Annotated in this window: 10 protein-coding genes; 9 read left to right on the top strand and 1 reads right to left on the bottom strand. The window is 67.9% G+C overall.

The window, feature by feature from the left end; translation table 11 throughout:
* Positions 1-31: 31 nt before the first annotated feature.
* The 6 genes from scpA (at position 32) to A3M1_RS0114050 (ending at position 6,398) form a co-directional block, all read left to right on the top strand.
* Positions 32-2,188 carry a methylmalonyl-CoA mutase gene (gene scpA / locus A3M1_RS0114075; RefSeq protein WP_018389624.1) on the top strand — a complete coding sequence of 719 codons (2,157 nt, stop codon included), beginning with the start codon at positions 32-34 and terminating at the stop codon, positions 2,186-2,188.
* Between the two features lie 391 nt (positions 2,189-2,579).
* The gene (locus A3M1_RS0114070; RefSeq protein WP_018389622.1) at positions 2,580-3,341 is read left to right on the top strand and encodes a GntR family transcriptional regulator; all 762 of its coding nucleotides are present in this window, start codon (positions 2,580-2,582) and stop codon (positions 3,339-3,341) included.
* Positions 3,342-3,345: 4 nt separating this feature from the next.
* Positions 3,346-4,134: a transporter substrate-binding domain-containing protein gene (locus A3M1_RS0114065; RefSeq protein WP_018389621.1), complete on the top strand. Its 789-nt coding sequence runs from the start codon at positions 3,346-3,348 to the stop codon at positions 4,132-4,134.
* A 215-nt stretch (positions 4,135-4,349) separates the two neighbouring features.
* A complete protein-coding gene (locus A3M1_RS0114060) occupies positions 4,350-5,021 on the top strand; it encodes an amino acid ABC transporter permease (RefSeq protein WP_018389620.1) in 672 nt (223 codons plus the stop codon).
* Between the two features lie 11 nt (positions 5,022-5,032).
* Entirely contained in the window at positions 5,033-5,692 is a 660-nt protein-coding gene (locus A3M1_RS0114055; RefSeq protein WP_018389619.1) for an amino acid ABC transporter permease, read from the top strand.
* The gene (locus A3M1_RS0114050) at positions 5,670-6,398 is read left to right on the top strand and encodes an amino acid ABC transporter ATP-binding protein (protein ID WP_018389618.1); all 729 of its coding nucleotides are present in this window, start codon (positions 5,670-5,672) and stop codon (positions 6,396-6,398) included. The genes A3M1_RS0114055 and A3M1_RS0114050 overlap by 23 nt, the downstream gene beginning before the upstream one ends.
* 1 nt (position 6,399) lies before the next feature.
* Here the strand turns inward: A3M1_RS0114050 and A3M1_RS0114045 are convergent, their stop codons facing one another.
* Positions 6,400-7,350: a LysR family transcriptional regulator gene (locus A3M1_RS0114045; RefSeq protein WP_018389617.1), complete on the bottom strand. Its 951-nt coding sequence runs from the start codon at positions 7,348-7,350 to the stop codon at positions 6,400-6,402.
* Positions 7,351-7,503: 153 nt separating this feature from the next.
* Between A3M1_RS0114045 and A3M1_RS25075 the strand changes: the two genes are divergently transcribed.
* The 3 genes from A3M1_RS25075 (at position 7,504) to A3M1_RS0114030 (ending at position 12,890) form a co-directional block, all read left to right on the top strand.
* The gene (locus tag A3M1_RS25075; protein WP_245261676.1) at positions 7,504-8,328 is read left to right on the top strand and encodes an alpha/beta hydrolase; all 825 of its coding nucleotides are present in this window, start codon (positions 7,504-7,506) and stop codon (positions 8,326-8,328) included.
* Between the two features lie 158 nt (positions 8,329-8,486).
* Positions 8,487-9,671 (top strand): efflux RND transporter periplasmic adaptor subunit, encoded by a 1,185-nt coding sequence (locus A3M1_RS0114035; protein WP_371258784.1) that lies wholly within the window; start codon positions 8,487-8,489, stop codon positions 9,669-9,671.
* Between the two features lie 39 nt (positions 9,672-9,710).
* On the top strand, positions 9,711-12,890 hold the full coding sequence (locus tag A3M1_RS0114030; protein ID WP_018389614.1) for an efflux RND transporter permease subunit: 3,180 nt from the start codon (positions 9,711-9,713) through the stop codon (positions 12,888-12,890).
* Positions 12,891-12,904: the final 14 nt, after the last annotated feature.

The raw sequence follows: 12,904 nt of genomic DNA, 5'->3' as shown, positions 1-12,904 counted from the left end.
CCCTGCCGCCCATTGATGGGGAGGCCCGGCGATGAGCGCCATTCCCGACTTTTCCGCGCGGGAGTGGCAGAAGCCGCGCCCGCCCCTGCCCGCCGCCTCGGCGCAGAGCTGGACCACGCCGGAAGGCATTTTGGTGAAGCCGGCCTTTGGGCCGGACGACCTGGCCGGGCTTGGCTTCGTCGACAGCTTTCCCGGCATCGCGCCTTATCTGCGCGGGCCCTACCCCACCATGTACGCCACCCAGCCCTGGACCATCCGGCAATATGCCGGCTTCTCCACGGCGGAGGATTCCAACGCCTTCTACCGTCGCAACCTCGCGGCCGGGCAGAAGGGGCTGTCGGTGGCCTTCGATCTCGCCACCCATCGCGGCTATGACAGCGACCACCCGCGCGTCGCCGGCGATGTCGGCATGGCCGGGGTGGCGATCGACTCGATCTACGACATGCGCACGCTGTTCTCCGGCATTCCGCTCGACCAGATGAGCGTGTCGATGACCATGAACGGGGCGGTGCTGCCGATCCTCGCGCTCTATGTGGTGGCGGCCGAGGAACAGGGCGTTGCGCCGGAAAAGCTCTCCGGCACCATCCAGAACGACATCCTCAAGGAGTTCATGGTCCGCAACACCTATATCTACCCGCCGACGCCCTCGATGCGGATCATCTCCGACATCTTCGCCTTCACCTCCGCGCATATGCCGCGCTTCAACTCGATCTCGATTTCCGGCTACCACATGCAGGAAGCCGGGGCGACGCAGGATCTGGAGCTCGCCTATACGCTGGCGGACGGGGTCGACTATGTGCGCGCCGGCGCGGCGGCGGGGCTGCCGATCGACGCCTTCGCGCCGCGCCTGTCGTTCTTCTGGGCGATCGGCATGAACTTCTTCATGGAAGTGGCCAAGCTGCGCGCCGCACGGCTGATCTGGGCCAAGCTGATGCGCGATCTCGGCGCGAAGAGCCCGAAATCGCTGCCGCTGCGCACCCATTCGCAAACCTCCGGCTGGAGCCTGACGGCGCAGGACCCGTTCAACAATGTGATGCGGACCATGGTGGAGGCGATGGCCGCCACCCAGGGCCACACCCAGTCGCTGCACACCAATGCGCTTGATGAGGCGCTGGCGCTGCCCACCGATTTCTCCGCCCGCATCGCCCGCAACACGCAGATCCTGCTGCAGCAGGAAAGCGGCACCACCCGCGCCATCGACCCCTGGGGCGGCTCGTTCTTCGTGGAAAAGCTGACCGCTGACCTCGCCGAAAAGGCGCTCGCCCACATTGCCGAGGTGGAGGAACTGGGCGGCATGGCCAAGGCGATCGAGGCCGGCATTCCCAAGCTGCGCATCGAGGAAGCCGCCGCCACCACGCAGGCGCGGATCGATTCCGGCGCGCAGACCGTGGTCGGTGTCAACAAATACCGCCCGGAGCGCGAGACGCCGCTCGACGTGCTGCGGGTCGACAATTCGGCGGTGCGCGCCGCCCAACTCGACAAGTTGGCGCGGCTGAAGGCCGAGCGCGACCCGCAGGCCGTGGCCGGCGCGCTGACGGCGCTGGAGAATGGCGCGCGGGAAAATGCCAATCTGCTGGCGCTCGCCATCGATGCGGCGCGGGCCAAGGCGACGGTGGGCGAGATTTCCGACGCGCTGGAGCGCGTCTTCGGCCGGCACCGGGCGGATATCCGCGCCGTCTCGGGCATTTATCGCAGGGAGGCGGGAGCGATGGCCGACAAGGTGGAGCGCGTGCGCGCCCGCGTCGAGGCGTTCGCGCAGGAAGAAGGCCGGCGCCCGCGCCTGCTGGTCGCCAAGGTCGGGCAGGACGGGCATGACCGAGGGCAGAAGGTGATCGCCTCCGCCTTCGCCGATCTCGGCTTCGATGTCGATATCGGCCCGCTCTTCGCCACGCCGGAGGAGGCCGCCCGGCAGGCGGTGGAGAACGATGTGCACGTGATCGGCATCTCCTCGCTCGCCGCCGGGCACCTCACGCTGGTGCCGCAGGTGAAGGCTGCGCTGGCGGCGCAGGGGCGGCCGGACATCATGGTGGTGGTGGGCGGCGTGGTGCCGCCGCAGGATTACGAGGCGGTGCGCGCCGCCGGCGCCGAAGCGATCTATCCCCCAGGCACGGTGATCGCCGAAGCGGCCGAACAACTGGTCGACACCCTCGCCGCCCGGCTCGGCCATGCGAGGGCCGCGGCGGAGTAGGCAGCGCGCTGTCGCTCATTGCAGCGGCACACTGACTGCGGAAGCGGCAGATCGTGCGGGGACAGCGTTCGATCCTCCTCATGGCCGGGCCTGACCCGGCCAGCCAGAGCTGGCGGCTGGGTCCCCGGGTCAAGCCCGGGGATGAGGGACGTCGGGGTCTCGGATCGACGCGGACGGCAGGCCCTTGGAACAGTTGTTCGACCCTCCTCATGGCCGGGCTTGACCCGGCCACCCAGACCTTGCGGCCGCGTCTCTGGGTCCCCGGGTCAAGCCCGGGGATGAGGGCGGCGGGTGCGGGGCAGCTCCTGTCGCGCGCCCCTCGCCCCTTTGGCACGGGCATTGCTTACAGGCTTGTATACAAGATTGTCGCCAAGCGTGCGGGCCCAGCCTGATGAACCCAGCCACCGCCAATATCGAGGAAGCGATTCTTTCCGCCATCCTCGCCGGCCGCATCAATCCGGGCACGCGGCTCGGCGAGCAGAAGCTTGCCGACCTGTTCGGCGTTTCCCGCACCCGCGTGCGCGAGGCGATGATGCGGCTGGAGACGCGCGGCGTGGTGCAGGTGAGCGCCCGGCGCGGCTGGTACGTGGTCGAGCCCTCGGCGGAGGAGGCGCGCGAGGCGTTCCAGACCCGCCGCGTCATCGAGACCGGGCTGCTGCACTCGCTCCGCGAGGTGCCGCCCGACGTGCTGAAAAGCCTGAAAGAGCATGTCGCCATGGAGCGCGACGCGATCGGCGCGGGGGATGTGCACTCGCGCGCGTGCCTGCTCGGCGATTTCCACATCCATCTCGCCGACGCGCTGGGCAACCGGATGCTGACCGAGATCATCCGCGACCTCACCGCCCGCACCACGCTGATCTCGATGCTCTACCAGCCGACCGAGAAAGCCGAGGAATCCAGCCACGACCATGAGGACATCGTCGCCGCCATGGAGGCGGGCGACCTCGCCCACGCCGCCCGGCTGATGGATGAGCATATCGGCAAGGTCGAGGCGGGGCTGGACCTTACCGCCAAGCCCGACCCGCTGGCCGGGCTGCGCGCCCTGCTCTCGCCGGCGGCCTTCGCCGGCAATGCCCCTTCCGTGCCGCATACCCACGACCATCCGCACGACCATTCCCATTCCCACGGCCATCCGGCCACCAAGGAGGATTGACCGCATGAACCGCCGCCACCTCATCGCTTTCGCCGCCGGCGCCCTGCTGGCCGCCACCCAGATGCCCCTGCCCGCTGCCGCCGATGCGCTCGCCACCATCGAGAAGGACAAGGTGATCCGCATCGCCGTGCCGCAGGATTTTCCGCCCTTCGGCACGGTCGGCGCCGACATGGAGCCCAAGGGCTATGATGTCGACATGGCCAAGCTGATCGCCGGCAAGCTCGGCGTGAAGCTGGAGCTGGTGCCCGTCACCAGCGCCAACCGCATCCCCTATCTCCAGACCAACAAGGTCGACCTCGTCATCTCCTCGCTGGGCAAGAACGCCGAGCGCGAGAAGGTGATCGACTTCACCACCGCCTATGCGCCCTTCTTCAACGGCGTGTTCGGCCCGGCGGATGTCGCGGTGAAGGATGCGGCCGGCCTCGCCGGCAAGACGGTGGGCGTCACCCGCGGCGCGGTGGAAGACCTGGAGCTGACCAAGATCGCCCCGGCCGACCTCACCATCAAGCGCTACGAGGACAATAACGGCACCATCTCGGCCTTCCTGTCCGGCCAGGTCGAACTGATCGCCACCGGCAATGTGGTCGCCGCCGCCATCCTCGCCCGCAACCCGCCGAAGAAGCCGGAAATCAAGTTCCTGATCAAGAACTCGCCCTGCTTCATCGGCCTCAACAAGAACGAGCCGGCACTGCTCGCCAAGGTGAACGAGATCATCGCCGGCGCGAAGAAGGACGGCGCGCTCGACGCCATCTCGCAGAAGTGGCTCGGCGCCAAGCTGCCGGCGGAGCTGTGAGAGCGGGATTTGTGGGCGGTGACGGCGACCGCCTGCGTCCTTCGAGGCCCGGCTAACGCCGGGCACCCTGGGGATGACGACGGTCTGAACGCTTTCAACCGCCGTCATGCCGCGAAGCGGGGCTCGCCCCGCGTCTCGACGCACGCAGGCCCCCGCACTCCGCCGTGCCTCTGACAGTCTCTTCCCTTCCCCCTCATCAGCGGGAGTTCACGGGCATGAACTACACGTTCGAGTATGGCTGGCTGCTCGTCTACTGGCCGGTTCTCGTGAAGGGCATCGGCATCACCGTCGAGCTCACGCTGGTCGGCGGGGTGCTCGGCGTGATGCTGGGCATCGTCTGCGCCTGGGCGCGGGCGCTGGGGCCGCGCGGGCTGCGGCCCTTCGTGGCCGGCTATGTCGAGTTGATCCGCAACACGCCGTTCCTGATCCAGCTGTTCTTCATCTTCTTCGGCCTGCCGGCGCTCGGCGTGCGGATGGGCGAGCTGGAGGCGGCCAATCTCGCCATGGTGATCAATCTCGGCGCCTATGGCTGCGAGATCATCCGCGCCGGCATCCAGGCGACGCCCAGCGGGCAGTTCGAGGCCGGCGCGAGCCTCGGCATGAGCCGGATCCAGACCTTCCGGCATGTGGTGCTGATCCCGGCGCTGCAGCGCATCTGGCCGGCGCTGTCGTCGCAAATCGTCATCGTCATGCTGGGTTCGGCGGCGGTGTCGCAGATCGCGGCGGAGGATTTGACCTTCGCGGCGAACTTCATCCAGTCGCGCACCTTCCGCGCCTTCGAGGCCTATTTCGTCGCGACGCTGATCTATCTCGCCCTCGCCATCGGGCTGCGGCAGGCGCTGCGCGGGCTCGGCTGGACCCTGTTCCCGCGACGCACGGCACGGTGAGGGAGGCGAACATGGATGAATTCACCACCTGGGACATTCTGCGCAACCTGCTGCTGGCGGCGCGCTGGACCGTGCTCCTCTCGCTCGTCTCCTTCATCGGCGGCGGGCTGGTGGGCGCGGCGCTGCTGTTCGCCCGCATCGGCAGCGGGCGGATCGGCCCCACCTTCGTCAAGGCCTATGTCGAGCTGTTCCAGGGCACGCCGCTGCTGATGCAGCTGTTCCTCGCCTTTTTCGGCCTCGGCCTGTTCGGCATCGACGTGCCGGCCTGGCTGGCAGCGGCGGTGGCGCTGATCCTGTGGTCGGCGGCGTTCCTCACCGAGATCTGGCGCGGCTGCGTCGAGGCGATCGCGCGCGGCCAGTGGGAGGCCTCCTCCAGCCTCGGCATGGGCTATGTCCAGCAGATGCGCCACGTCATCCTGCCGCAGGCGCTGCGCATCGCCGTGCCGCCGACGGTGGGCTTTTCGGTGCAGGTGGTGAAAGGCACGGCGCTGACCTCGATCATCGGCTTCGTCGAGCTCTCCAAGGCCGGCACCGTCGTCACCAATGCCACCTTCGAGCCTTTCACCGTCTATGGGCTCGTCGCGCTGATCTATTTCTGCCTGTGCTGGCCGCTGTCCAAGTCTTCCCAGATCCTTGAGAGGAAGCTCAATGTCGCTCATCGAAATCACTGAGGTGAAGAAGCGCTTCGGCGACAACGAAGTGCTGAAGGGCATCAATATCGACGTCGCGCCCGGCGAGGTGATCGCCATCATCGGCCGCTCGGGCTCGGGCAAATCCACCCTGCTGCGCTGCATCAACGGGCTGGAGAACATCGACGAGGGCTCGATCTCGGTCGCCGGGGCGCAATTGCTGCCGGACGAGCTGCACCTGAAGGCGCTGCGGCTGAAGGTCGGGATGATCTTCCAGCAGTTCAACCTGTTTCCCCACCTCACGGCGGGGCGCAATGTCATGCTCTCGCAGATGGTGGTGAAGAAGACGCCGAAGGCGGAAGCCGAGGCAATGGCGAAGACGATGCTGGAGCGTGTCGGGCTCGGCCACAAATTCGACGCCTACCCGGACCAGCTCTCCGGCGGCCAGCAGCAGCGCGTCGCCATCGCCCGGGCGCTCGCCATGCAGCCCATCGCCCTCTTGTGCGACGAGATCACCTCCGCGCTCGACCCCGAGCTGGTGAGCGAGGTGCTGGCGGTGGTGAAGGAACTCGCCGGCGAGGGCATGACGCTGCTGATGGTGACGCATGAGATGCGCTTTGCCCGCGACGTGTGCTCGCGCGTCGTGTTCATGCATCAGGGCCGGGTGCACGAGATCGGCAAGCCGGAGGAGGTGTTCTCAAATCCGAAGACACCAGAGTTGCAGCAGTTCCTCGGCATGACGCACTAGATCAGTCGCGCGGGCCGGCGGCCAGCATCAGCGAGGCGGCGGCGTGGCGATAGGCGCCGCCGGAGCCGAACAGTTCCGCCACCCAGTCGACAAAGACCCGCAGCCGGCTGCTCAGATGCCGGTTCGGGGCGTAGACCACATGCAGCACGATGGGGCCGGCGTGCCAGTCTGGCAGCACCCGTACCAGCGCGCCCGATTCCAGATAGGGCCCCACCATCGGCTCGATGGTCTGGGTGATGCCGAGCCCGGCGAGGCCGGCGGCGAGATAGGCGGTGGAATCATTCGTCGCCATCGCATAGGGCAGGTGAAGCTCAAAGCTCTCCTCGCTGCGCACCATGTCGAACGATGCCGGCCGGCCGGTGCGGGCGTTGAAATAGCCGATGACGCGGTGGCCCTGGTGCAGGTCACGGGGATGTTCGGGCATGCCGTGGCGCTTGATATAGGCTGGGGCAGCATAGTGCATCAGCCGCACCTCGCCGATGCGGCGGGCGATCAGCGTCGGGTCCATCAGATCGCCGCCGCGAATGGCGCAGTCGACATTTTCCGCCAGCAGGTCGACCGTGCGGTCGGTGACGCCGAGATCGAGCTGGATGTCGGGGTGGCGGGCGAAGAAATCCGGCAGCGCCGGGATGAGGGCATAGAGCGCCAGCGAGGACGGCACATCCACCCGCAGCCGCCCCGAGGGCGTCGCCTGCGAGCGCGCCATCGAGCCGTCCAGTTCGTCGAGATCGGTCAGCAGCGCCACCGCGCGCTCATAATAGGCGGCGCCGTCCGGCGTCACCGCCACCCGGCGGGTCGAGCGGTTGAGCAGCTTGGTGCGCAGATGAGCCTCCAGCTGCTGGATCAGCTTGGTAACGGTGGGCTTGGGCATGTCGAGAAGATCGGCGGCGCGGCTGAAACTGCCGGCCTCGACCACGCGGGAAAAGGCCCGCATCGCGGCAATCTGGTCCATTTCTACCGTCCGATTATTTCCATACGTGAATAATGTTATCGCAGAACGGCTATTTTTTCGAGAGCCGGAGGGGATTAGCTTCCACCGCACTGCAACACAATGCATCGGCAGAATCGGGTGGCGGGCCGCGCCGGCAACCCGATGGTGGGCGTCATGACAGCATCATGGACCGAGGACCGGCTGGAGATCGAGGGAACCGCGCTACCGGCGCGGATCTATCGCCCCGCCACGCCCCTGCGCCCGACCCCGCTGGTGCTGCACCTGCATGGCGGCTGCTTCACCGATGGCGACCTCGATTGCAGCGCCAAGGTCTGCCAGATCATGGCGCAGGCCGGCGCGGTGGTGGTGTCGATCGACTACCCGCTGGCGCCCGAACATCCTTTTCCGGCGGCGCTTAACGTGTCGTTCAAGGCGCTCGGCCGGCTTTATGCCGAGCGGGCGACCTGGGCGGGGCGCGGCGCGCGGCTGTTCGTGGCCGGCGAGGAAGCCGGCGCCAATCTCGCCACCGCCCTCAGCCTGATGGCCCGCGACCAGCAGGCCCCGCCGCTGGCCGGGCAGATCCTGCTCTCGCCCATGGTCGATCCCAACCTCTGCTCGGGCTCCATCCACGCCGCCTCGGCCGGGGCGTCGGGGTGCAAATGGGCCGATGGCTGGCACCGTTATCTCGGCAGCGCCGACCGCGCCGCCCATCCTTATGCGGCGCCGCTCGGTTCGCGCCGGCTCGGCGGGGTCGCCCCCGCCCTCATCGTCACCACCGATGACTGCCCGATCCGCGACGAGAGCCTTGCCTATGGCAAGCGCCTGCGCGAGGGCGGCGTCACCGTCGAATGCCACATGCTCGAAGGCACGAACTGCTCGAACCAGAGCATGGACGAAGCCATCGAGGCTGCCCCGCTGTGGGAAGCGGTCCTGCGGGACCTGTTCAGCACCTTCCTGGCGGAGAATTCCGCCGCACCTGTTCGCACCGTTCGGGCCTGAGGGCCGGGAGATTCGTCATGAGTGACAAAACAATCGGCACCGATGCCGCGCGCACAGACATCGCGCACGCCGTCACCGCCCACGATACAGCACCCCGCGCCCCCCGCCTGAAGACCGCGCGCGGCTGGCGTGAGGCCGGGCTCGCCCTGACGCTTGCCATGCTGGCCACGACCGGCGCGGTGTTCGTTTCCTGGCCGAGCTCCACGGCACTCGCCACCGATCCCGCCCCGGCGGAAGCCGCCGCCCCGCCGGCCATGCCGGTGGAGGTCGCGGTGCTGAAGGTGCGCGACACCATGAAGTGGGACGAGTTCTCCGGCCGCCTGCGCGCGGTGGAGGAGGTGGAGGTCCGCTCGCGCGTGGCTGGCGCGGTGGAGAAGATCCACTTCCGCGAAGGCGCGCTGGTGAAGCAGGGCGACCTGCTCGTCACCATCGACCCCGCCCCGTTCCAGGCGGCGGTGACCCGGGCGGAATCGCTGAGCGAGGCCGCCGCCGCCCGGGTGGAACTCACCCGCAGCGAGCTGGAGCGCGGCAAGCAGCTGGTCGACAACCGCACCGTTTCGGTGCGCGATCTCGACCAGCGCACCAATGCCTTCCGCGAGGCGGAGGCGAATCTGCGCGCGGCCGATGCCGCCGTGCAGACCGCCAAGCTCGATCTCGGCTACACCGAGGTGCGTGCCCCGGTGGACGGGCGGGTCGGGCGGATCGAGGTGACGGTCGGCAATCTGGTGGCGGCCGGCGCCTCCTCGCCGGTGCTGACCAGCCTTGTCTCGGTCAACCCGATCTATGTCAGCTTCGACGCCGACGAGAACGCCGTCGCCGAAGCGCTGGCCTCGGTGGGCGATCACGATCTGGCGCTGACCGAGATCGACCAGATCCCGGTCGAGATCACCACCGCCACGACGGTCGGACGCACGGTGCGCGGCCATCTCCAGCTGGTCGACAACCAGGTCGACGCCGCCACCGGCACCTTCCGCCTGCGCGCGGTGTTCGATAATGCGAATGGCCGGCTCGTGCCGGGCCAGTTCGCCCGGGTGAAGATGGGCCGCGCCAAGACCGAGCCGGCGCTGGCGGTGAACGAGCGCGCCATCGGCACCGACCAGGACAAGAAGTTCGTCTTCGTGGTCGGCGACGACAACAAGGCCGTCTGGCGCAAGGTCACGCTCGGCCCGCCGGCCGACGGGCTGCGCGTCATCACCGAAGGACTGAAGGAAGGCGAGCGCATCGTCGTCAACGGCCTGCAGCGCGTGCGCCCCGGCGCCGTCGTCGCGCCCGAGGTCGTGCCCATGGAAACCGCATCCGCCGCGCCCGCGACGGACCCGACCACCTCCGTCGCCGCGCGCTGATCGCAGCCCCGACGCTCTGCCTCCTTGGGGGAGGACGCTATGAATCTGTCCAAATTCTTCATTGACCGGCCGATTTTCGCCGGCGTCCTCTCCGTGCTGATCTTCCTCGCGGGGCTGCTGGCCCTGCGGGTGATGCCGATCTCGGAATATCCGGAAGTGGTGCCGCCGCAGGTGATTGTGCGCGCCACCTATCCCGGCGCCAGCCCGAAGGTGATCGCCGCCACGGTGGCCACCCCGATCGAGGAAGCCATCAACGGCGTCGAGGACATGCTCTACATGTCCTCGCAGGCGACCACCGACGGCGTGATGACGCTGACCGTCACCTTCAAGCTCGGCACCGACCCGGACAAGGCGACCCAGCTGGTGCAGAACCGCGTCGGCCAGGCCGAGCCGCGCCTGCCGGAAGAGGTGCGCGCGCTCGGCATCACCACGGCGAAGAGCTCACCCACCTTCCTCATGGTGGTGCATCTCATCTCCCCCAATGACCGCTACGACATCACCTATCTGCGCAACTATGCGGTGCTGAACGTGAAGGACCGGCTGGCCCGCATCGGCGGCGTCGGCCAGATCGAGATCTTCGGCGGCGGCGACTATTCCATGCGCGTCTGGCTCGACCCGCAGCGGATCGCCGAGCACGGGCTTTCCGCCGGCGATGTCGTCAACGAAATCCGCGCCCAGAACGTGCAGGCCGCTGCCGGCATCGTCGGCGCCTCGCCCTCGCAGGCCGGTGTCGACCTGCAACTCACCATCAATGCGCGGGGCCGGCTGGAGACCGAGGAGGAATTCGGCGACATCGTCGTGAAAACAGGCGAGACCGGTCAGATCGTGCGCCTGCGCGATGTGGCCCGGCTCGAACTCGGCGCCGCCGACTACGCGCTGCGCTCACTGCTCGACAACAAGCAGGCGGTCGGCCTCGGCGTGTTCCAGGCGCCGGGCTCCAACGCGCTGGAAATCGCCGAGAATGTGCGCGCCACCATGGCGGAAGTGAAGAAGACGATGCCGGAAGGCGTCGACTTCGACATCGTCTACGACACCACCCGCTTCGTCGACGCCTCGATCGACGCCGTCATTCACACGCTGTTCGAGGCGGTGGCGCTCGTCGTGATCGTCGTCGTGGTGTTCCTGCAAACCTGGCGGGCCTCGATCATCCCGCTGCTCGCCGTGCCGGTGTCGATCGTCGGCACCTTCGCGGTGATGTACATCTTCGGCTTCTCGATCAACGCGCTGAGCCTGTTCGGGCTGGTGCTCGCCATCGGCATCGTCGTCGACGACGCCATCGTGGTGGTGGAGAATGTCGAGCGAAACATCGAGAACGGCCTGACCCCGCGCGCCGCCGCCTATCAGGCGATGAGCGAGGTGTCCGGGCCGATCATCGCCATCGCTTTGGTGCTGGTGGCGGTGTTCGTGCCGCTGGCCTTCATCTCCGGCCTGTCCGGCCAGTTCTACCGGCAGTTCGCCCTCACGGTGGCCATCTCGACCGTCATCTCGGCGGTCAACTCGCTCACCCTGTCGCCGGCGCTGGCGGCGCTGCTGCTGCGCGGCCACGACACCCCGCCGGACGCGCTGCAGCGCGTGATCAACTTCCTGTTCGGCTGGTTCTTCCGCGGCTTCAACTGGGTGTTCGCGCGCGGCTCGCGCGGCTATGGCAGCGGCGTGCGCGGCACGCTGAAGGTCAAGAGCCTCGTCATGGTGTTCTATGCCGTGATGCTGGGCGCCACCTGGTGGCTGTTCCAGGCGGTGCCGCCCGGCTTCGTGCCGGCGCAGGACAAGCAGTATCTCGTCGGCTTCGCCCAGCTGCCGGACGGCGCCACCCTCGACCGCACGGAAGAGGTGATCCGCCAGATGACCGAGATCACCCTGGCCCAGCCCGGCGTTTCCAACGCCGTGGCCTTCCCCGGGCTCTCGATCGCCGGCTTCTCCAACTCGTCCAATGCCGGCATCGTGTTCTCGGTGCTCGACCCGTTCGAGGACCGGCAGAGCCCGGAACTCTCCGCCGGCGCCATTGCCGGGGCGCTGAACCAGAAATACGGGGTGATCAAGGGCGCCTTCATCGCCATGTTCCCGCCCCCGCCGGTGCAGGGCCTCGGCGTCGTCGGCGGCTTCAAAATGCAGCTGGAGGACCGCTCAGGCCAGGGCTACGAGGCGCTGAACGACGTGACCAACGCCTTCATGGCCAAGGCCATGGCGGCGCCGGAACTCACCGGCCAGTTCACCACCTACCAGATCAACGTGCCGCAGATCTTCACCGATGTGGACCGCACCAAGGCCCGCCAGCTCGGCGTGCCGATCCAGTCGGTGTTCGAGACGCTGCAGGTCTATCTCGGTTCGCTCTATGTCAACGACTTCAACAAGTTCGGCCGTACCTACTCGGTGCGGGCGCAGGCCGACGCGCCGTTCCGCGCCCGGCCGGAGGACATCGGCAAGCTGAAGGTGCGCTCCAATAGCGGCGAGATGATCCCGCTCTCGGCGCTGCTGCGGGTGGAGACCACCGCAGGGCCGGAACGCGCCCAGCGCTATAACGGCTTCCTCACCGCCGATTTCAACGCCTCGCCGGCGCCCGGCTATTCCTCGGGCCAGGCGCAGGAGGCGGCGGCGCGGATCGCGGCCGAGGTGCTGCCGCCGGGCTTCGACTATGAATGGACCGACCTCACCTATCAGGAGATCCTGGCCGGCGACTCGTCCTACCTCGTCTTCCCGCTGGCGCTGCTGCTCGTCTTCCTGGTGCTGGCCGCCCAGTATGAGAGCCTGACCCTGCCGATCGCGATCATCCTGATCGTGCCGATGGGCCTGGGGGCGGCGCTGTATGGCGTCTGGCTGGGCGGGGGTGACAACAACATCTTCACCCAGATCGGCCTCGTCGTGCTGGTCGGCCTGTCGGCGAAGAACGCGATCCTGATCGTGGAATTCGCCCGCGAGCTGGAATTCATGGGCCGCAACCCGGTGGAGGCGGCGATCGAGGCCAGCCGCCTGCGCCTGCGGCCGATCCTGATGACGTCCTTCGCCTTCATCATGGGCGTGCTGCCGCTGGTGCTCTCCACCGGCGCCGGCGCCGAAATGCGCCATGCCATGGGCATCGCCGTGTTCGCCGGCATGATCGGCGTCACCTTCTTCGGGCTGTTCCTCACGCCCGTCTTCTACGTGCTGTTGCGGCGCCTGGCGGGCAACCGCCCGCTGCGGCAGCACGGCGAGGCTCATATCGCGCCGCTTGCGGCCGAGTGAGCCTTGCTGCCCGG

It is taken from the genome of Ancylobacter sp. FA202 (assembly GCF_000380205.1).
Classification (GTDB): Bacteria; Pseudomonadota; Alphaproteobacteria; order Rhizobiales; family Xanthobacteraceae; genus Ancylobacter.
The sequence above is the reverse complement of the archived record's forward strand: the minus strand, read 5'-3'. Positions and strand labels throughout refer to the sequence as shown.